This window comes from Streptomyces sp. NPDC056580, assembly GCF_042793175.1.
Classification (GTDB): domain Bacteria; phylum Actinomycetota; class Actinomycetes; order Streptomycetales; family Streptomycetaceae; genus Streptomyces.
The window spans coordinates 359,308-377,826 of sequence record NZ_JBHTVE010000004.1; the positions used below are offsets into that span (position 1 = coordinate 359,308).

Below are 18,519 nucleotides of genomic sequence, written 5' to 3' on the forward strand. Positions count from 1 at the left end.
CACCGTGGCGGCGGCCGCCTCGCCGGCGGCCACGCGGCGCGTGCCGCTCGCGGCCGCCCCGGTCAGTTGCCGCGCAGGCGGGCCAGCGTCCTCTCCAGGTCGGCCCGGCGGGGCCGGTTGTGCGGCAGCCTGGCCAGCAGCGCGGCCATGCCGCAGGTGTCGGTCACCGCCGAGAAGACCAGGCCGCCCGCGATGCCCGCGGACAGCAGCCGGAAGGCCGGGTGCACGAACTCGCCGAGCGCCAGCCCGAGCAGGACCGCGGAGCCCGCGGCCAGACGCACCTGCCGCTCCATGCCCCAGACGGCCCGCGTGCCGCCCTCGGGACGGGCGAGCGCGTTGCCCTGGGCGGCCCAGGCGCCGGTGCCGCCGGCGAGGGTGGCGGCCCGGACGCCGTTCTCGGCGAGCGTCCGGCAGGCGTTGGAGGAGCGGGCGCCGGAGGCGCAGACCACCAGGACCTCGCCGCGTCCGGCGGCGGCCCGGATCTCCGGCAGCGCCCGGCCGAGCTGGTCGAGCGGGATGTTGAGGGCGCCGGGAATGTGGCCGCCGGCGTACTCGCCGGGAGTGCGGACGTCGATGACGGTGAGTTCGTGCAGCCGGTCGCCGGCCTGCTGGGGGTCGAGGGTGACGGGGGTGTTCATCGTGGATCTCATCCTTGTGTGCGGAGGTGCCCCGTACCGGGGCCGGACTGCTGTGGAGGTGCGGGGGATCGTGACGGCCGGGCCGGCCGGGCCCCGCCGCGGTCAGAGGAGCGCGTCGAGGAGCATCAGGGCGGCCACGGCGAGCAGGACGCAGGCGAACAGGCGCTGCAGGGCCGGGCCCTTGATCTTCCGGGAGAGCCGTTTGCCGTCCCAGGCGCCGAGGATCGCCGCCGCGGTGAACGGTGCGACGACCGCCCAGTCCAGTCGTGTGCCGGTGCCGGCCCGGGCCCCGAGCGCGGCCAGCGAGTTGACCGTGATGACCAGCAGGCTGGTGCCGACGGCGCGGCGCATGGGCAGGCTCAGCACACCGACCAGGGCCGGCACGGCGAGGAAGCCGCCGCCGACGCCAAGGAACCCGGTCACCGCACCGAGCCCGGCACCGGCGGCGCCGGCCTTCGCGGGCCGCACCGTCCCCGTGGCCCCGGGCCGGGCGGGACGCAGCATGCGCAGCGCGGCGAGCGCCGCGACGACGGAGAAGGCGGCGGTCAGCACGGCCTGGGGCAGGCGTCCGGCGGCGGCTCCGGCGATCATCGCGGGCACGATGCCCGCCGCCGCGAAGAACAGGCCGGTGCGCCAGGACACGTTGCCGTCCCGGGCGTGCCCGGCGAGGGCGGTGACCGAGGTCAGGGTGACGATGACCAGTGCGGCCGTGGTCGCCTCCGCCGGGGTGAGGCCGAGCAGGTAGATCAGCGCGGGCACCGCGAGGACGCTGCCGCCACCGCCCAGCCCGCCGAGGGCCAGGCCGACGACGGCGCCGGCCACGAGCGCGAGGAGCAGGGCGGTCATGCTATCGATCCGGGGTTCCCGTGTGCGTCGACCACCGGAAGCCCGGCGGCGGCCCAGGCCTTCATGCCGCCCACGACGTCCACCGGCCCGGCGCCCCGGCCGGCGCCCCGGCCGGCGCCGCGTCCGGTGTCGCCTCCGGCGAGCAGCTCGGCGGCCTGCCGCGAACGGGTACCGCTGCGGCAGATCACCACCAGGGCACGCTCCCGGGCCGCGTCCGGCAGCGCCGCCCCAGCGGCCAGGCGGGACAGGGGCGTGTGGACCGCACCGGGCGCGTGCCCGGCGTCCCACTCGTCCTGCTCGCGCACGTCCAGCAGGACGGCCGGCGCGCCGGCGTCCTGGACGCGCCGGTGGGCCCCGTCGACGGTGACGCGGTGCTCGCCGCGGCGCAGGGGGGACATCGCACGGTCTCTCAGTGGCTCGCCGGGGAGCGACGGCAGGGCGGTCATCCGGTGACCAGGGTCAGCCCGGCGGCCGCGGCGGCGTCGAAGCCGTCGTCCACGGCCACGACGTCCCGTCCGCAGGCGTCGAGCAGTGAGGCGGCGATCGCGGCGCGCATACCGCCCGCGCAGTGCACCCAGACGGTGCCCGCCGGTACCTCGGCGATCCGCTTGTGCAGCTCGTGGACCGGGATGTGCACCGAGCCCCGGATGTGCCCGGCGGCCCGCTCGGAGTCCCGGCGCACGTCCAGCACGACCACGCCGTCCGTGCCGCGCTCGGCCAGGCCGGCGAAGGTGGAGCGGGGGAAGGACACCGGCCGGCCGCCCTCGGGCACCCACTGCCCGGGCGTGCCCGTCGCCGCGGCGGCGGGCCGGTCGATGCCCACCCGGACCAGTTCCCGCTGGGCGGCGGCGAGCTGCTCGGGGGACTCTGCGAGCAGGGTGACCGGCTTGCCCCACGGGATCATCCAGGGCAGGTAGGTGGCAATCTTGCCGTCCGCCTCGAAGTTGAACGACCCGGCGACGTGGCCGCGCGCGAACGCGACCCGGTTGCGCAGGTCCACCACCCACTCACCGGCCGCGAGCCGGGCGGCGATCTCGTCGGCGTCCGCGACGGCCGGGGGAGTCAGGTCGACCGGCGCCGGACCGCCTGCGTTGGCCGGACCCATGTGCGCGTAGTAGGCGGGGATGTCGTCGAGGCCGGCGAGCAGACCGGCGACGAAGGAGTCCACGTCCGTGGTCAGCGCCGCGTTGACGGCCGTCTCCTGGCCGATCGTGGTGGCGTCACCCTCCGCCTGCGCCGAGGAGCAGAAGCTGCCGAAGCCGTGCGTCGGCAGCACCGGCGTCTCGTCCGGCAGCTCGGCCGCGAGCCGGTGGGCCGAGGCGTGCTGCGCACGCGCCAGCCGCTCGGTCAGGCGGGGCTCGACCAGGTCGGGGCGGCCCACCGTGCCGATCAGCAGCGACCCGCCGGTGAACGCGGCCACCGGTACGCCGTCCTCGCGCAGCACGTAGGAGGTGTGGTGCGGGGTGTGGCCGGGCGTGGCCACGGCCCGCAGCTCGAGGCCGCTGTCGACGGTGACGGTGTCGCCGTCGCCCACCGGCACCCGGGCGAACGACACGTCCGCCCCGCCCGGCACCAGGTAGGCGGCTCCCGTCACCCGGGCCAGTTCGAGGCCACCGGTGACGTAGTCGTTGTGGATGTGGGTCTCCACCACGTGCGAGATCCGCACCCCGCGCCGGGCGGCCGCCGCCAGGACCTGATCGAAGTCGCGCGGCGGGTCCACCGCCACGGCCGTCTCCCGGCCGCCGGCCAGGTAGTGGCGGTTGCCCAGCCCCTCGAGCTCGATGGTGTCGACGAAGAACACGGAGATGTCCCTTCCAGAGATTACCCCCCCGGGTATGCGTCTCAACGTAACACGAGTACCCCCGGGGGTATGTCTGGGAGGTGGTCCGGCCCGGAAGACAGCAGGACCCGGCCGGCCGTCCACGGCGGTGGAGCCGGTGGACGGCCGGCCGGGTCCTGTGACCGGGCCGGGCGGCGCGTGACCGCCGCGGGCGGCGCTACTCGGTGCCGAGGCCGGCGGCGTCGACCGCGCCCTTGCCCTCGGCCTTGAGGACCTTGTTGAGCGGGGCGAGGTCGTAGATGCCCTTCAGGTCCGGCTTGTCCAGCAGGCCCGCCGTCACCGCGTGCTGCGCCTCGGCGTCCAGGGTGGAGGCCAGCGGGTCGTCGAGGAAGACGATGGACTTCCAGGCCGGGTCGATCACCTCGGCGGGCAGCGCCTTGCCCGACAGCTTCTCCAGTGCCGTGTTGGCGGCCGCCTTCGCCTCGCCGGGGTTGGCGTTGATCCACTCGTTCGTCTTCACCGAGCCGCGCAGCACGGCCTCGACGACGTCCGGGTGCTCCTTGAGGAACTTCTGCGACACGATGATGTTCGTGATCACGAACTTCTTGCCGGGCCACAGCGTCGACTCGTCGAGCAGCACCTTCGCACCCTCGGCCACCAGCTTGGACGCGGTGGGCTCGGGCACCCAGGCGCCGTCGATGGAGCCGGACTTGTAGGCGTCCGGGGTGATCTTGTTGTCGGTGCGGACGACGGAGACGTCGCCCTTGCCGCTCTCGGCGTCGACCTTCCAGCCCTGTCCGGCGATCCAGTTGAGGAACGCGACGTCCTGGGTGTTGCCGAGCTGCGGCGTGGCGATCTTCTTGCCCTTGACGTCCTTCAGGGACCTGATCTTCTTTGGGTTCACGACCAGCTTCACGCCGCCGGAGGCCGAACCGCCGATGATCCGCAGGTTCTTGCCCTTGGACTTGGTGTAGCCGTTGATGGCGGGGGAGGGGCCGATCCAGCCGATGTCGATGGCCCCGGCGTTGAGCGCCTCGATCTCCGAGGGGCCGGCGTTGAAGGTGGAGGGTTTGATCGTGGTGCCGCCGAGCTCCTTCTGGAACAGGCCCTTCTGCACACCCACGAGCGCGGTGGCGTGCGTGAGGTTGGGGAAGTAGCCGATCTTCACCTCGTCGGCGGAGAGCTTCTTCGCGCCCGCCGCGACCGCGGTCTTCTTCCCGTCGTCGGTGGAGTCGGAACCGTACCCGCAGGCGGTCAGCAGGACGGGGAGCGCCGCTACGACGGCGATGGTGCGCAGGGTGGTGAGCGGTCTTGCGGCAGACACGGAGGTGTCCTCTCAGGGAAGGGGTGTGCGGGGAGCTGCGGACGTGGTGACACGGGGCCGCGCGAAGCCGGCTGCGCACGTGGTGACGCGGGGGCCGGACGCGGCCGGGCGCGGGTGCTCGACTCGCCGGCCCGCGGCGGCGGCACGGGTGCTCCGGACCCCGAAGCGGGCGCGGCGGGAGACAGACCGGGTGGCGGCGGACCGCCCGCCGGGAGCGGCGCGGTCCGCGGACGGCTCAGGCGGGCCGACAGATGGCGCTGGACGTGCGGCCGAAGTCGATGTGCCGGCGCGAGGTCAGCGGGGGCGCCGTCAGGAGCGCGCGGTTCGCCGGCCTCATGACCCCACCCCGACTTCCCTAGCTTTCCTACCCGGTTGCTAGGGATCGTGGCAGAAGGAGCCGTCCGCCCCAAGAGGGTGTTCGCATGATGGACGGCGGCGGTCAGACGGGCAGGACGAACGGCGGATGCGTGCCGTTGAGGAAGTAGTCCCCCACCTCGCGGAGCCGGGGCCCGACGGGCTCGTACAGGGTGTGGGTACGGGCGTTGCGCCAGAAGCGGTCGAAGCCCAGCCGCGACGACGCGGAGCGGGCGCCGACGATGTCGAGAGCGCGGGCGGTGGACTCCTGCGCGGCCCGGGAGGAGGCGGCTTCGGCCATGGCTACGAGGACGGAGACGTCCGCGTACTCGTCGTAGCTGAGGTCCTCGCCGCGAGCCAGCCCGGCGTGCACGGCGTCCAACGCCTGGTCCGCGAGCGCGGACGCGGAGCGGGTGAGGACGGTGAGCTCCCCGTAGGCGGCCAGTGCGTGCGGGTCCTCGGGGGTGCCGGCCGGCCCGGCGGGGTGCCAGTGCGCGTGACCCGCCCTGCTGTACTCCCGTGCTTCGGCGAGCACCCCTTCGGCCATACCGAGGCGGAGCTGGACGGAGAGCAGGCGCCCGACCGGTGACGCCATGGCGGTCACGGGCGACAGGTCGCCCTCGTCCGCGGACAGGGAACCGAGTACGTCGTCCGGGGCGACCGGCACCGCGTCGAACTCCACGCTCCCGCCCGCCGCGAGGCGCTGGCCGAAGGCGTCGGCGTCGCCGCCGGTGCCGACCCCGTGCCGGGCGGGGTCGACGACGACGGCCAGCGGTTCGCCGGTGTCGGCCCGCACGGCCCGCACGGCCAGGCGGTCGGCGACCAGGACTCCGGTGGCGTAGCTCTGCCGTCCGTCGAGCACCTGGCCGCCGCGCGCCCTGGCCAGCGTCAGCGGTAGGTCCTGCCGGGCCAGTCCGCCGCCCCAGCACCACTGCTCCGCCGCGCACTGCCGTTCGAGCCGGGCGGCGTGGGCGGGCTCGGCGAGGAACCGGGCGCTCCACGACAGGAAGTAGTGGCCGGCGAGGAGCTGGCCGATCGCGGCGTCGGCCGCGGCGATCTCCCGGACCACGGCGTAGGCCGTGGGCCAGTCCGCGCCGCCTCCCCCCGACCCGGCCGGCACCAGGAGCGTCAGCAGGCCCGCCTCGCGCAACCGGGACACCTCGTCCAGCGGGGGCTTGCCCGCCTGCTCGCGGGCCACCGCGTCCGTGGCCAGGTCGTCCGCCGACTCGCGGGCCACGCGCAGCCAGTGCGCACGGCCGGGCCCGGTCCGGTCCGCATCCGCAAGTGGCCCGGCCGGCGCGGTGGCAACGCCCATGGTGGAGGTCTCCTCGAAGTCGACGGCGAAGCGCCGGGCGGCGACGGGCTCAGCCGGCCGACCGTGCCGCCGTGCCGGCCGTGTGCCTCGCACCCGGCGCGCGGACGGCGAGCGAACGGCGGCCGCGTGGACGGTGCGTACATCATCCTGCGCATCCTGCCGGGGGCACGTCAACGGTTCCCTAGTAAATCGATAGGAATTATAGGGAAGATGGCCGCCGCCATGGCCAGAGCATGCTGAGCGGCGCTCACCGGCCGTCACCGCCCGCCGGACGAGCCCCGGGCGCGGTCGACCTCTCCAGCCGGGCGCGGAGTCCAGCCGCGCGCCCTCAGCCGGTGCAAGGGGGGCAACTGGCCGGCGGAGCCCCGGGCGTAAGGGCGCTCGACGCAGAAGTGCCCCACCCTGAGCAGGGTGGTGACGGCTGTGTACAAGAGGGGGGCGACCATCAGCGGCGGGTGGCGTCTGCCCGCGGGCCGGGTCGGTGCGCAGGCGGTGGCACAGCCACTGCGGGAACTGGTCCGGCCACGGACAGCAGCCGCCGTCACGTCACAGGCCGTGCCGCTGATAGGTCGACTTTCGATTGCCGAGCCACCTCAGTCGGCTTGATCGTGTGCTCGACCAGCTCGGCCGTCTCCATGCGTACCCTCTCCCGGCGCGAGAGGCGGCATTTGGGTCGCTCACCCCCGTTCAGGGGGGCGGGCGGGAACGGTGGCTCCGTACTACTCCTCCTGCATGTCCTCGGGACGCACATCGGCTTCGTCCAGAGCTTCGCGCATGTTCCGGCTGCTCGCGCCACCGCCCGCCGATTCGGCGGTGTCCCTTTCGTCGCGCTGACGGATGACCTCGTCGGTCGTCGTAGTCTTGGGCCTGTTCTCTTCTGGCACAGTCATGAGCGTCCTGCTTCACTGTCTTTGACGACGCCAGCAGTCGCTCCGGCGTCTGCCACGGGTCACGGGGTACGTAATGCGACCTCGCGAGGGCGCGCCCGCAGGCGCGTTCCATAAGTGTTCGTCCGATCGCCGAAGGCACGTGGGCGAACGCGGTAACTCTTTCGATCCAGCCACCGTCGAGTAGCCTTGTGGGCACGCGCACAAACTCCTTTGGGGTGCGCACGACGGCTGGCATAAGCCGGGCGGGCGGGGAAGAGCCGGATGCCTGCTCCGCAGAGGACCGCACCCGTCACGGGTGCACCGTCTCCAGCACAGCGCCGAAGATCCCGACCGCCACCCACGCCTCGTGATCTCAGTCTGTCTTCTGGCGCCAGCTGTCAGGACCGGCGAGACCGCGCCTTTTTCCGTTCTTGAGGCGGTGGCGTGGTGAAGTCACGCGGCCAGGGCAACGGACCTGGTGGCTGGTAGCAGCGGCGGCAAGCCAACACGGGTAAGAGGCGCCGCCGCGGGAATGACGAGCGGACAATCTTTTACCCGGCGTTCTCACGGCGTCGCTGTCGCCTCGGTGATCACGTCCATTGATCCATTGCGGCCGCCGTCGGACAGCACTTCGGGCCGCCGGTCGGCGCCTGTGCCCTGCTGCGGCAAACGGTGAAGCAGTGTGCCGATCCCACGGCTGCCACCATTATCGTCGAGTGCGGGGTCGACGTGTTCCAGTATCTGGGACACCACATCTCCCGCGCGACAACGCCTGCCGTAGGGGCATGTACGGCCACTGCGGGGTACCTGAGGGTTTGTCCCCTTTGTGTGCGGCGACGGGCTTCATGGGCAGAGGGCCCACTCGCCGACGTCAGGAAACGGAACCCATCCCGGAGCGAGCCAAAGGAACCGTCATGGCGCCGGACGACCAGATCATGCGCGGCCCCGGGGAACGACGAGTCGCCGAAGCGGCGGAACGGATCGTGGCCGAGGGCCGGCCACGGTTGCACCGCACCTGGACGTCTCTGATCGCCACCTCGCTGCTGGGCGGTATCGACGTTGGTGTCGGCGTCATGACGCTGCTGTTCGTGCACCACGAGACCGGCAGCCAACTCCTGGCCGGACTGGCCTTCTCCGTCGGCCTCATCGCTTTGCTGCTCGGTCACAGCGAGCTGTTCACAGAGGGCTTCCTGGTACCCGTCGCCACCGTCATCGCTGGTGCGGCCACCTGGCTTGACCTGGTGCGCATGTGGGCAACGGTCCTGGTGATGAACCTGATCGGCGGTTGGGTGCTCACCTGGCTGGTCATGCAGGCCTATCCGGACCTGCACCGCACTGCGGCTGCTTCGGGTGCGCTGTTCGTCGGGGGAGGCTACACACTGCGCACCTTCTGCCTTGCTGTGCTGGGCGGCGGCGTCATCACGCTCATGACCCGTATGCATCACGGCACCGAGTCCATGACCGGGAAGATCACCGCATCGATCACCACCGCGTTCGTCCTGGCCGGGCTCGGGTTGTGGCACTCGGTACTGGACTCCCTGATCGCGTTCGCCGGCCTGCAGACCGGCAGTGCGCCCTACGGCTACACCGACTGGTTGCGGTGGCTGGCCTGGGCGGTTCTCGGCAACATCATCGGCGGCCTGCTCCTGACCACGGCACTGCGCCTCGTTCGCAGTGCCCGGCTGCTGACTGACGAAGACGCGTCAGTGAAAGCCGGCCCCTGACGCCCGCGAGGTGGGCCGGCCAGTGAATGTGGGCAGGTGCCCCAGGCGGAGATGCGTATGCGGTTGCGCCGTCTTCGGGAGGCAGCAGTCGACGGGGAGATGATCCGGATCGACACGCTGTGCGGGCGCCTTGCGCTGCCGACCACCTACCGGCTGAGCCGTTCCCTGAAGGGTGTTGCAGAAGGCTGCGTGACCACTGCCTTCTGCAACATCCTTCAGTGGCCGGTCCGCTTCTCGATCCGCTCCAGGGCCTGCCCGAGGTACTGGGCGAAGCGCGGGTAGTTCTCGCTCATCGGGAAGTGGCCGATCTCCTTCATCTCGATGAACTCCGCTCCGCGGATGGCCTCTGCGGTCCGGCGCCCGTCCTTAGGGGTGGTGAGGTAGTCGTATTCGCCGGTCAGCATGATCACGGGACACCGGTCGCCGTCTATGTCGTCCAGCCGGTCCCTCAGGTCGTGGTCGACCGAGTAGAAGTACAGGTCGCCCTTGAACGCCTCCGATCCCTGGGTGTAGTAGAACCAGGTCGCCCAGCGGTCCTGCTCAGGGGACTGCGGAGCCATGAGGTCCCACACGCCGCTGGCGCACACCTGGGCGGCATTGGCGTGGGGATGCTGCCACCAGTCGAGGTAGAAGCCGGGTGAGTAGTCCGCGCCCTCGACGGGGATCACCGCTTTGAACCGGTCCGGGTGCCGCAGGGCGAGTTGCAGGGCCACGTTCCCCCCGAACGACGACCCCGTGAAGATCGGGTCCTGCAGTTCGAGGGCGTCACAGAAGGCGACGATGAAGGACGTGAAGTGGTCCGCGGTGAGCCGGTACTCCTCCTTCCACCACTCCTGGTTGAGCGGCGGGTCCGACTTGCCGTGCCGGGGGAGGTCGTAGGCGATCACCCGGTAGCGGCCGGTGATCTCCTGGTCCTCGAGGAGGCCCTGCCACTGGTGGTTGTGGCAGCCCGCGGTGTGCTGGCACACCAGAGGCGTGCCCTGCCCGTTCTCCAGGTAGAACACCCTGTACTGCGCGTCCTCCACGTCGATGGTGACGTAGTGGCCGGTGACCGGGGAGATCCTGCCGCTGACCATGGGGAGCTCCTGTGTCTCACGAGGGGGATGGGGTGGGCCCGGCCTCGTCTGCCGGCCCGAGAGGGCCCGTGACGCGCAGCAGCTCCAGCTGCCGGGTCACGCAGCGCAGGTTCTGCATGAGCACGAGCAGGTCGCCCTCCAGGCGCATGCCCCGCCGGAACGTGGCCGCCCAGATGCCGTGGCACATCGGCGGAGGCGTCTCCCGGCAGAAGCCCTGCCATGTCTCCGCGTCCGCGCGGATCGCGAAGTCGTAGGCCACCAACGGCTCGGGGTCGGTGATCAGTTCGTCCACCTTTCCCTTGTGCATCCGCACGAGGAACCGGTGGGGGTCCATGTCCAGCAGGAAGCTGCACGAGTAGTACGTGCCGTGGGCCTGCAGTTCCGGATCGTCGTCGCTCAGCCGACGGAACTCCTCCGCCGCGTCGGTCGTCGTCGCTGATGTCATGTGCCACCTCGAGACGTGTCGTCGCTGCCGTACGCCGGGACGTCGCACCGGCAGGGTGACCAGCCGGTCGCCGGCCGGCGACCACTTCCCGGCCTCGCTCCTTCCAGCCTGGGCATCCTGTCAGCCGCCTGCAAACCGGGTGCGGGCCCCCGCGCAGGCGGAACCCTTCGCAGAGGTCCTCTTCCTGATCTGGGTCGAAGACCTCTGATACCGGGACACGGCCAGGTTGTTCCGGAACTCGGTGACGCCCGCGCATCTTGAGTCATGAGGTCCTGACCGTCCCGGCAGTCGTGACCGCCCTGGCAGTGGTCGGCGTGGAGAGTCGGCCAGTGCCTGCTGCGCCCGCTGTCGATCCGCTGCCGCGGCGCGGCCGCGCCCGTGGGGGCCAGCCTAGAGTGAGTGCATGGACATGCGGAGAATCGTCGCGATGCTGGTCGAGGAAGCCGAGCAGCAGATCCATGACCAGGTGTGGGAGCTGGTCCCCAGCGACCGGGCCCTTGCTCTTGAGACCGAGCCCGGCCTGCGGAAGGTTGTCGGGCCGCCGGACGCCCAGGAGGCATTGCCGCAGATCGACCGGCTGGAACACCTGCGGGAAGCGCTCGCCGTCCTGGCGATCTCTCTTGCGCGCACTCACGGCCGCATGGCCTGGTTCCTCTCCGGTGCCCTCAACGCGCTCGAACCGGTCCTGCGCTGGCGAGCCCTGACTGCCGAGAGTGGTGGCACGTTCGGCACTGTCCTGGCGAGTCCTGAGGAATACACGGAGGCGGAGGAGGCCGTCCGCCTCCTCCAGGACGGCCTTGAGCGGATAGCCGCAAAGTAGGACGGGCTGGAGCCAGGTCACCTGGGGGCGTGGCAGTGAAGCCGGGAGGCGAGACCCTGAATGAGGCCCCCGCCTCACCGCAGTTCGCGAGGCGGCGTCGTGGTGCGTGAGGGGCGGGGGCGAGGGAATGCTGCATGGAGCGCAGCCCGTGAACATGCCCCGTGCCGCGCGGAAGTAACTCCCACTTTGTGGGCTTGTCGGCGGCAGGTAAGGGCATCCGGTGGCCAGGAGGTTGATAACAATGGTTCCCCTGCTTCTGGTTCTTCTTCTGGCCCTGATCCTCTTCGGCGCGGGTTTCGCGCTGAAGGCGCTGTGGTGGATCGCAGTGATCGTGCTCGTCGTGTGGCTGCTGGGCTTCGTCGTCCGCACCGCGGACAGCGGCGGCCGCAAGGGCCGCTGGTACCGCTGGTAGTCGACAGACGCACCCGGCGCGAGGAACGCGCCACCCGCGAGGAGTAGTGGGGCCCGGCCGTGTGTGGCCGGGCCCCACTCGCGTAACCAGCCGTGTCGTGCGAGCGGTTGGGAGGGATCGGGCGTATCGGTCGCATCGCAGGGCACGTGAGTGATGCACCGGCCTCGCGGACCCAGCAGTGGAACCCTGCTCCTCCTGTCTGCGGGGCCGCTGTGCATGTCTCTCTCGCGCGCCGCAGAGGCCGGACAAGCCCAGGCGGTTCCCCCGGACACGGCGCCGGGTGTCCCATGTGCTCCCCTGGGGAGCCCCCAGCCGCGCCCGCCGCGTCGCTCCGCCTGATGAGCGGCGCCTCAGAGGCCGAGGGCCGATGCCCGTCCTGTCCGTGCAGTGCTTGTGCCCCGGCCATGTCGCGGGGCAACCCGGCGAAGGCCGCCCTTCGCGCCACTCGGTGTCGCTGTTCGAGGTCGATTACCTCACCGTCGAGCGCTCGGAAATCTATGTTGACCGGAGTAGACATTGGGCTGTGGTGTGGTTATGGTTTCTCTCGTAGCCCGAAGGGATCGAAGGGCCCGGCAGAGACGAACTGCCGGGCAGTAGGACCGTAGTTCCCGCAGTTGCAGTGCGCAGGACGGTGCGGTGACGGAGTTTCGAAGCCAGGTTGGTTGCAGGACGGCGACGGGACTGGTGACCGGACCGGGTGGCCCGCGGTGATCAGGGGCCGCCGTGAGCAGTACCCGTAGGAAGCGCAGTCGGCAGTACCCAGCAGCGAAGTCAGTGAGCAGTACCTCGGTGAAGGCGTCGGCTGCGGGCGCGCGCACCGGGAGGCAGCGGGGTTCTGAGCCGGAGCAGTTGCAGGACGGGCGACGGGGCCGGCTGCCGAAGTGGCGCTGTGAGAGGCCACCAGCAGTACGCAACACCAGCAGTACGCAGTTCCCGTTCGGTAAGTGATTGATCCAGAGGGAAGAACGGAGGAGCCAAGCGCCATCAGGATCGCCCGGGCGAGCAGTACGGAGCCCGGGTGCCGCAGGACATCGATAGTGAGGTGGTCTCCGGTCACGCATATGCGATCCCCCCGCCCCCGACAGCAGTCAGGTCGGGTCCGCGGAAACAGAAGGCCGGCGCGGTATCAGGGCCGGCAGATGGTGTAGCAGTTCCTCCGGGCCCGGGAGCCACATGCTCCCGGGCCCCTACACGCGTTCCTCAGAGAGGTGCAATGACCGCAGACGACTCGTTCGGCCGTCTCGATGACGACGACTACCCCGCCTACACCATGGGCCGGGCCGCTGAAATACTCGGCACCACCCAGGGCTTCCTCCGCGCCCTCGGAGAGCACCGCCTCATCACCCCGCTGCGCTCGGCCGGCGGACACCGCCGCTACTCCCGCTACCAGCTGCGCATCGCCGCCCGCGCCCGGGAGATCGTCGACCAGGGCACGCCCATCGAGGCGGCCTGCCGGATCGTCGTCCTCGAGGACCAGCTCGAAGAGGCCCAGCGCATCAACGCCGAGTACCGCCGCGCCGCCGAATCAATGAATCCGACGGCCGCGGCTTGACCTGGGCGCGCCTGCCGCCCCGGACGGCGGACCCGCCCGCACACGGTCCACAATGTGTACTTGCTTCCTGCGGTGACAGCATGGCACCCGCAGCCTTCGCCCCCAGGTTCCTGGACGCGCCCCGCCAGGAGCGCACCCGCGCCTTGTCCTGTGACCGCCCCCACCCCTTTCCGCGCCCAAGCAAGGACAACGACCCTGCCCACCCGTGCCGCCGCAGCAGCCGTGTGAGTCGCCTCCGTCCGGGTCCTGGCCGCACGCGGATCCCGCTGTGCACCGCCGTGACCACCCTCAGGCTGCTCGGCCCGGTCCGCGCCTGGCGACCGCGTGCGCTCCTACCGGCTCCTGGCCGAGCAGGGGCAGCGCAGATGAGCTGATCGCGGACGGGCCGGGACCCGCCGGGGTCCGGACCTACCCGAGGAGTTCCCCCACCAGCGCGGCGACCTGTTCCACCTCGGTGAGGAAGCCGTCGTGGCCGCACGGGGACCCGATCACCCGGAGGTGGTCCGAGGTGGGGATGCCGGCCGCCAGCTCGGCCTGCTGGGACAGCGGGTAGAGGCGGTCGGAGTCGACGCCGGCCACGAGCGTCCTGGCCGTCACACGGCCGAGGGCGGCGCGGATGCCGCCCCGGCCACGGCCGACGTCATGACTGTTCATGGCCTCCGTCAGGGTGACGTAACTGCCCGCGTCGAAGCGGCGCACCAGCTTGGCGGCGTGGTGGTCGAGGTAGGACTCGACCCGGTACCGGCCGCCGCGCCAGGGGTCCTCGGCACCCTGCGGCGCGCGGCCGAAGCGGACCCGGAGCTCCGGTTCGCTGCGATAGGTGACGTGGGCGAGGCGGCGGGCCAGGCCGAGTCCCGCGTGCGGGCCGAGTCCGGGGCCGGCGTCGTGGTAGTCGCCGCCGCGCCAGTTCGGGTCCGCGCGCACGGCGTGGAGCTGGACGTCCGCCCACGCGATCTGTTCCGCGCTCGCCGCGGCCGCCGTGGCGAGCACCAGGAGCCCCCGGGTGCGTTCCGGACACGACACGGCCCACTCCAGTGCGCGCATGCCGCCCATCGACCCGCCGGCCACCAGCGCCCAGCGGTCGATGCCCAGGAAGTCGGCCAGGCCGGCCTCGACCGCCACCTGGTCGCGCTGCGTCAGGAAGGGGAAGCGGCCGCCCCAGGGGCGTCCGTCCGGCGCGCGGGACGACGGTCCGGTGCTGCCCTGGCAGCCGCCGAGCGCGTTCGGCGCCACGACGAACCAGCGGTCCGTGTCCAGGGCGCGCCCCGGGCCGATGAGCCCGTCCCACCAGCCGGGGGTGGGGTGACCGGGTGCGGCGTCGCCCGCGGCGTGGCTGTCGCCGGTCAGCGCGTGCAGCACCAGCACGGCGTTGGAGCGGTCGCCGGCGAGCCGCCCCCAGGTCTCGAACGCCAGCCGTACGCCCGGGAGTTCGCCGCCCGCCTCCAGGCGCAGCGGCCCGGCGTGCTCGTACCACCGGCGACGGCCGGGCGGGTCCCCCTCCCGCCAGGCCCCGGAGGCCGGCGGGAGGGAAGCCTCGGACGGCGTCAGCACGGTGTTCAGGACGCGCCCTTCGCCGCGCGGAACCCCGCCTCCAGGTCGGCCTTGAGGTCGGCGAGGTTCTCGATGCCGACCGACAGGCGCACCAGGCCCGGTGAGGTGCCGGTGGCCGCCAGCTGCTCCTCGTCGAGCTGGCTGTGCGTGGTGGACGCCGGATGGATGATGAGGCTGCGGACGTCACCGATGTTGGCGAGGTGGCTGAACAGCTCGACGGCGTCCACGAACCGCTTGCCGGCCTCGACGCCGTCCCGGAGTTCGAAGGAGACCACGGCGCCCGCGCCCCGGGGCAGGTACTTCCGCCCCGCCTCGTACCACCTGCTGCTCTCCAGTCCGGGGTAGTGCACGGCGGCCACCTCGTCCCGCTGCTCCAGCCACTCGGCGAGGGCCTGCGCATTGGCCGAGTGGCGGTCGAGCCGCAGGCTGAGGGTCTCCACGCCCTGCAGGAGCAGGAAGGCGGAGTGCGGGGAGATGGCCGGCCCGAGGTCGCGGAGCAGCTGCACCCGGAGCTTGACGGCGAACGCCCCAGGGCCGAGCGCGGGCCAGTACCGCAGCCCGTGGTAGCTGGGGTCGGGCTCGGTGAAGTCAGGGAACCGCTCGGCGTGCGCGCCGAAGTCGAAGGTGCCGCCGTCGACGACCACACCCGCGACGGCCGTGCCGTGTCCGCCCAGGAACTTCGTCGCCGAGTGGACGACGATGTCGGCGCCGTGCTCGACGGGCCGCAGCAGATAGGGAGTCGGGACCGTGTTGTCCACGATCAGCGGCACCCCGGCCGCGTGTGCCACGTCCGCGACGCCCCGCACGTCGAGCACGTTGCCGCGCGGGTTGCCCAGGGTCTCAGCGAACAGCGCCTTGGTGTTCGGGCGGATCGCCGCCCGCCACGCCTCGAGGTCGTCCGGGTCGTCCACGAACGACACCTCGACGCCGAGCCTCGGCAGCGTGTGCCGGAACAGGTTGTAGGTGCCGCCGTACAGCGACGTGCTGGAGACGATGTGGTCGCCGGAGCCCGCCAGCGTCAGGATCGCCAGGGTCTCCGCCGCCTGCCCGGACGCGAGGGCCACGGCCGCGACTCCGCCCTCCAGGGCGGCGACGCGCTGCTCGAAGACGTCCTGGGTGGGGTTGTGGATGCGGGTGTAGATGTTGCCGGGCTCGGCCAGCGCGAACAGGTCGGCCGCGTGCTGGGTGTCCCGGAAGACGAACGACGTCGTCTGGTAGATGGGAGTCGCCCGGGCGCCGGTCGTCGGGTCGGGCTCGGCGCCCGCGTGGATCTGCTTTGTCTCGAAGGACCACGCGGAGGTGTCGGGGCCGGTGGGTTCTTCGGGGGTGTGGCCCGCGGTGACGGAGTCGATGGGCTGGCTCATGGTGGGGCTCCTTGTGTGCGAGTGCGAGTGCGAGTGCCAGTGCGAGTGCGGGTGCGGGGAGCGGAGACGCGCGGTGCCGGACGCGGACGCGGACGCGGGTGCGCGGAAGTGCCGCGGCGCTGCGAACCGGCCCTGGAACGGGCGGCGTTCAGCGGGACGCGGTGGGAAAGAGACCGGTCGGAAGCCGGAGCGCGGACTCAGCTCGCGGCGGGACAACCCGTGGTGGTGACACGCACGTAGTCGACGTGGCGGCGGGTCACGAGCACGGTCATGGAGCCAGATAACCACATGGACCCGGCGGCGCACCAGCACAACGCGGTCGCCGGTCCGCCGGACCGCGCCCGGCGGCCGTCAGCCGCTCACGGCCCGGGCCACGAGGAGGGCGTCGTCCGTGAGGCACCGCATGTGTCGGCGGGGCAGGGGTACCAGAAGCCGGGTACGACGCACACGCATCGCCGGGAGGTACCTATGGGCAAGCTGGGAGACATGGCGAACAAGGCCAAGGAGATGGCCAAGAGCCACCCCGACCAGGCCGACAGGGGCGTCGAGAGCGCCGAGCGTCTGGTCGACGAGCGTACGGGGAACAAGTACGACGCCCAGACCGACAAGGCCGCCGACGCCGTGCACCGTTCCTACGGCGGGGAAGTGACGGACCGCTGAATCCGCGGCACCCGGAACCGGGCCCCGGCGTCGATCGCCGGGGCCCGGTCGTGTTCCGGGTGCGAAGCGCCGGCCCGAACGGGCGGCAGCCGTGCGGGCGCGGACCGCGGCCGGTCAGCCGCGCCGGGCGAAGGCCGGGTTGCCCGTGACGATGCGGGCGTGGTCGAGCAGGCGGTCCTCGATGTCCCGGGCGGTCGCGTCGCCGACCAGCAGGTCCATCGCGTAGCCGTCCTCCAGCGCCACGAAGGAGCGTCCCAGGGCCCAGGGGTCGCCGGTCAGCGTGAACTCGCCGCTCTTCTGCCCGAGTTCGAGCACCTGACGGTAGAGCTCGGACTGCTGGTGCGCGAAGGTGCGCTGCCGGTCCGCCGCGCCCTCGTTGCGCAGGGCCACCGGGAACAGCTCGAACAGCAGCCGCGTGCTCTGCTCGCCCTCTCCCGGCCAGGGCACCCCGCTGCGCACGCAGGCGCGCAGCCGGTCGACCGGGCCTTCCGCCGCCGCGATGGCCTGCTCACGCCTGACGAAGTACGTCGCGGCGCTGCGCTCGAACACGGCGGCGAACAGTTCCTGGATGTCGGCGTAGTAGTAGAGCACCGAGGCGGGGGTGACCCCGGCGACCCGGGCGACGTCCCGCAGTTTGGTGGCGGTGGCCCCGAGATCGACCACTGTCCTGGCGGTCGCGTCGATGAGCTGGGCGCGGCGTTCCGCCTGGTTCCTGGGTCGAGCCATGGTTGACATGCTCGCACACCGGCGACGGCCGCTCGTATCTCACCTGTGGCAATCCATTGACCGGTCCGCATTCGTTAACTAAATTTCGTTTAACTAATCCCCGAGGCAAGACCGGTGCCCATGTCCCGACCTCTCCCTCTCCTGCTGGCCCAGGCGGCCCAGCGCCCGGCCGACGACCTGGACGGCCTGGCCGCCGACGTGCGAAAGCGCGCGGCGGGGCTCCCCGCCGCGCCGCTGGTCGTATATCCCGAGCTGCATCTCGGCGCCCCCGCGGGCGGTGCCGCGCTCACCCCCGCCGAGCTGCCGGAAGCCCTCGCCGAACCCCTGGACGGCCCACGCGACCGCGCCCTCGCCGAGATCGCCGGCGACCTGGGAGTCTGGCTCGCCCCGGGCAGCGTCTACGAGCGGGGGGCCGACGGGCGCGTCTACAACACCGCCCCCGTGTACTCCCCGCGCGGCGAACGGATCGCGGCCTACCGCAAGGTCTTCCCGTGGCGGCCCTACGAGACCGTCGCCCCCGGCGCCGGGTTCACCGTCTTCGACCTCGACGGCATCGGCCGCGTGGGACTGTCGATCTGCTACGACGCGTGGTTCCCGGAGACCACCCGCCACCTGGCCTGGATGGGCGCGGAGCTGGTGCTGAACTTCGTGCTGACCTCCGGCAGCGACCGGGCCCAGGAGACCGTGCTGGCCCGCGCCAACGCCATCGTCAACCAGGTGTTCGTCGCCAGCGTCAACTGCGCCGCCCCCGCCGGCACCGGCCGCAGCCTGCTCGTGGACCCGCAGGGCAACGTGCGCTCCGAGGCCGCGGCCGACAGCGACACCACCCTCACCGACGTGATCGACCTGGACGAGGTCGCCAACGTCCGCCGTCTGGGCACCGCCGCGCTCAACCGGCCGTGGCAGCAGTTCCGCCCCGACGACCAGCCCCTGGCCCTGCCCCTCTACCAGGGCCGCATCGACCCCGCCGCCTGGGCCGGCGCCACCGCCCCGGCGCCCCTCCCGCAGGGTCCCGCCGGGACCCGCCGTACGCCCGGGGAAGAGAGGACGCAGTGACGGATCA

The 18,519-nt window shown here is 72.0% G+C and carries 19 protein-coding genes; 6 read left to right on the forward strand and 13 right to left on the reverse strand.

The annotated features are described in order from the left end of the window. Nucleotides 1-62: 62 nt before the first annotated feature. From ACFQ9Z_RS10495 to ACFQ9Z_RS10530, 8 genes are all read right to left on the reverse strand, one after another. On the reverse strand, nt 63-638 hold the full coding sequence (locus ACFQ9Z_RS10495) for a rhodanese-like domain-containing protein (RefSeq protein ID WP_383013977.1): 576 nt from the start codon (nt 636-638) through the stop codon (nt 63-65). 102 nt (nt 639-740) lie between these two features. Next, on the reverse strand, nt 741-1,484 hold the full coding sequence (locus ACFQ9Z_RS10500; RefSeq protein ID WP_383013980.1) for a sulfite exporter TauE/SafE family protein: 744 nt from the start codon (nt 1,482-1,484) through the stop codon (nt 741-743). Then, nucleotides 1,481-1,882, reverse strand: coding sequence for a rhodanese-like domain-containing protein (locus tag ACFQ9Z_RS10505; RefSeq protein ID WP_383013983.1), 402 nt, complete (start codon nt 1,880-1,882; stop codon nt 1,481-1,483). Before ACFQ9Z_RS10505 ends, ACFQ9Z_RS10500 begins: the two co-directional genes overlap by 4 nt. Nucleotides 1,883-1,926: 44 nt before the next feature. Then, nucleotides 1,927-3,285, reverse strand: a complete 1,359-nt coding sequence (locus ACFQ9Z_RS10510; RefSeq protein ID WP_383013986.1) for a rhodanese-like domain-containing protein — start codon at nt 3,283-3,285, stop codon at nt 1,927-1,929. A 196-nt stretch (nt 3,286-3,481) separates the two neighbouring features. Then, nucleotides 3,482-4,588, reverse strand: coding sequence for an aliphatic sulfonate ABC transporter substrate-binding protein (locus ACFQ9Z_RS10515; protein ID WP_383013989.1), 1,107 nt, complete (start codon nt 4,586-4,588; stop codon nt 3,482-3,484). Between the two features lie 439 nt (nt 4,589-5,027). Further along, nucleotides 5,028-6,257, reverse strand: coding sequence for an acyl-CoA dehydrogenase family protein (locus ACFQ9Z_RS10520; RefSeq protein WP_383013992.1), 1,230 nt, complete (start codon nt 6,255-6,257; stop codon nt 5,028-5,030). Between the two features lie 719 nt (nt 6,258-6,976). Continuing rightward, on the reverse strand, nt 6,977-7,147 hold the full coding sequence (locus tag ACFQ9Z_RS10525) for a hypothetical protein (protein ID WP_383013995.1): 171 nt from the start codon (nt 7,145-7,147) through the stop codon (nt 6,977-6,979). 543 nt (nt 7,148-7,690) lie between these two features. Next, nucleotides 7,691-7,876: a hypothetical protein gene (locus ACFQ9Z_RS10530; RefSeq protein ID WP_383013998.1), complete on the reverse strand. Its 186-nt coding sequence runs from the start codon at nt 7,874-7,876 to the stop codon at nt 7,691-7,693. Nucleotides 7,877-8,040: 164 nt separating this feature from the next. On the opposite strand from ACFQ9Z_RS10530, the gene ACFQ9Z_RS10535 reads away from it, so the two are divergent. Next, complete coding sequence (locus tag ACFQ9Z_RS10535; RefSeq protein WP_383014001.1) at nt 8,041-8,850, forward strand: formate/nitrite transporter family protein; 810 nt, start codon at nt 8,041-8,043, stop codon at nt 8,848-8,850. A gap of 215 nt (nt 8,851-9,065) precedes the next feature. Here ACFQ9Z_RS10535 and ACFQ9Z_RS10540 read toward each other — a convergent pair whose 3' ends face one another. Beyond that, nucleotides 9,066-9,926 (reverse strand): alpha/beta fold hydrolase, encoded by an 861-nt coding sequence (locus ACFQ9Z_RS10540; protein ID WP_383014004.1) that lies wholly within the window; start codon nt 9,924-9,926, stop codon nt 9,066-9,068. 16 nt (nt 9,927-9,942) lie between these two features. Next, a complete protein-coding gene (locus ACFQ9Z_RS10545; protein ID WP_383014008.1) occupies nt 9,943-10,371 on the reverse strand; it encodes a hypothetical protein in 429 nt (142 codons plus the stop codon). 403 nt (nt 10,372-10,774) lie between these two features. Between ACFQ9Z_RS10545 and ACFQ9Z_RS10550 the strand changes: the two genes are divergently transcribed. The 3 genes from ACFQ9Z_RS10550 (at nt 10,775) to ACFQ9Z_RS10560 (ending at nt 13,155) form a co-directional block, all read left to right on the forward strand. After that, nucleotides 10,775-11,191, forward strand: coding sequence for a hypothetical protein (locus ACFQ9Z_RS10550; RefSeq protein WP_383014011.1), 417 nt, complete (start codon nt 10,775-10,777; stop codon nt 11,189-11,191). Nucleotides 11,192-11,432: 241 nt separating this feature from the next. Then, nucleotides 11,433-11,603 carry a DUF5670 family protein gene (locus tag ACFQ9Z_RS10555; protein WP_011113206.1) on the forward strand — a complete coding sequence of 57 codons (171 nt, stop codon included), beginning with the start codon at nt 11,433-11,435 and terminating at the stop codon, nt 11,601-11,603. A gap of 1,213 nt (nt 11,604-12,816) precedes the next feature. Next, nucleotides 12,817-13,155: a MerR family transcriptional regulator gene (locus ACFQ9Z_RS10560; protein WP_383014014.1), complete on the forward strand. Its 339-nt coding sequence runs from the start codon at nt 12,817-12,819 to the stop codon at nt 13,153-13,155. Between the two features lie 408 nt (nt 13,156-13,563). On the opposite strand, the gene ACFQ9Z_RS10565 is transcribed toward ACFQ9Z_RS10560, so the two are convergent. Together ACFQ9Z_RS10565 and ACFQ9Z_RS10570 are read right to left on the reverse strand one after the other, a co-directional pair. Then, nucleotides 13,564-14,706, reverse strand: a complete 1,143-nt coding sequence (locus ACFQ9Z_RS10565) for a homoserine O-acetyltransferase (protein ID WP_383014017.1) — start codon at nt 14,704-14,706, stop codon at nt 13,564-13,566. A gap of 5 nt (nt 14,707-14,711) precedes the next feature. Continuing rightward, on the reverse strand, nt 14,712-16,070 hold the full coding sequence (locus ACFQ9Z_RS10570) for a bifunctional o-acetylhomoserine/o-acetylserine sulfhydrylase (RefSeq protein ID WP_383014020.1): 1,359 nt from the start codon (nt 16,068-16,070) through the stop codon (nt 14,712-14,714). A gap of 468 nt (nt 16,071-16,538) precedes the next feature. On the opposite strand from ACFQ9Z_RS10570, the gene ACFQ9Z_RS10575 reads away from it, so the two are divergent. Next, entirely contained in the window at nt 16,539-16,730 is a 192-nt protein-coding gene (locus tag ACFQ9Z_RS10575) for an antitoxin (RefSeq protein ID WP_383014023.1), read from the forward strand. 114 nt (nt 16,731-16,844) lie between these two features. Here ACFQ9Z_RS10575 and ACFQ9Z_RS10580 read toward each other — a convergent pair whose 3' ends face one another. Further along, nucleotides 16,845-17,456, reverse strand: a complete 612-nt coding sequence (locus ACFQ9Z_RS10580) for a TetR/AcrR family transcriptional regulator (protein WP_383014025.1) — start codon at nt 17,454-17,456, stop codon at nt 16,845-16,847. Between the two features lie 120 nt (nt 17,457-17,576). On the opposite strand from ACFQ9Z_RS10580, the gene ACFQ9Z_RS10585 reads away from it, so the two are divergent. Then, nucleotides 17,577-18,512, forward strand: a complete 936-nt coding sequence (locus ACFQ9Z_RS10585) for a carbon-nitrogen hydrolase family protein (RefSeq protein ID WP_383014028.1) — start codon at nt 17,577-17,579, stop codon at nt 18,510-18,512. The last annotated feature ends 7 nt before the right edge of the window (nt 18,513-18,519 follow it).

Bases quoted from the DNA above. Each gene is read 5' to 3' on its own strand.
- ACFQ9Z_RS10495 (WP_383013977.1), bottom strand. From the start codon at position 638: ATGAACACCCCCGTCACCCTCGACCCCCAGCAGGCCGGCGACCGGCTG.
- ACFQ9Z_RS10500 (WP_383013980.1), bottom strand. From the start codon at position 1,484: ATGACCGCCCTGCTCCTCGCGCTCGTGGCCGGCGCCGTCGTCGGCCTG.
- ACFQ9Z_RS10505 (WP_383013983.1), bottom strand. From the start codon at position 1,882: ATGTCCCCCCTGCGCCGCGGCGAGCACCGCGTCACCGTCGACGGGGCC.
- ACFQ9Z_RS10520 (WP_383013992.1), bottom strand. From the start codon at position 6,257: ATGGGCGTTGCCACCGCGCCGGCCGGGCCACTTGCGGATGCGGACCGG.
- ACFQ9Z_RS10525 (WP_383013995.1), bottom strand. From the start codon at position 7,147: ATGACTGTGCCAGAAGAGAACAGGCCCAAGACTACGACGACCGACGAG.
- ACFQ9Z_RS10535 (WP_383014001.1), top strand. From the start codon at position 8,041: ATGGCGCCGGACGACCAGATCATGCGCGGCCCCGGGGAACGACGAGTC.
- ACFQ9Z_RS10540 (WP_383014004.1), bottom strand. From the start codon at position 9,926: ATGGTCAGCGGCAGGATCTCCCCGGTCACCGGCCACTACGTCACCATC.
- ACFQ9Z_RS10545 (WP_383014008.1), bottom strand. From the start codon at position 10,371: ATGACATCAGCGACGACGACCGACGCGGCGGAGGAGTTCCGTCGGCTG.
- ACFQ9Z_RS10550 (WP_383014011.1), top strand. From the start codon at position 10,775: ATGGACATGCGGAGAATCGTCGCGATGCTGGTCGAGGAAGCCGAGCAG.
- ACFQ9Z_RS10555 (WP_011113206.1), top strand. From the start codon at position 11,433: ATGGTTCCCCTGCTTCTGGTTCTTCTTCTGGCCCTGATCCTCTTCGGC.
- ACFQ9Z_RS10560 (WP_383014014.1), top strand. From the start codon at position 12,817: ATGACCGCAGACGACTCGTTCGGCCGTCTCGATGACGACGACTACCCC.
- ACFQ9Z_RS10570 (WP_383014020.1), bottom strand. From the start codon at position 16,070: ATGAGCCAGCCCATCGACTCCGTCACCGCGGGCCACACCCCCGAAGAA.
- ACFQ9Z_RS10575 (WP_383014023.1), top strand. From the start codon at position 16,539: ATGGGCAAGCTGGGAGACATGGCGAACAAGGCCAAGGAGATGGCCAAG.
- ACFQ9Z_RS10580 (WP_383014025.1), bottom strand. From the start codon at position 17,456: ATGGCTCGACCCAGGAACCAGGCGGAACGCCGCGCCCAGCTCATCGAC.
- ACFQ9Z_RS10585 (WP_383014028.1), top strand. From the start codon at position 17,577: ATGTCCCGACCTCTCCCTCTCCTGCTGGCCCAGGCGGCCCAGCGCCCG.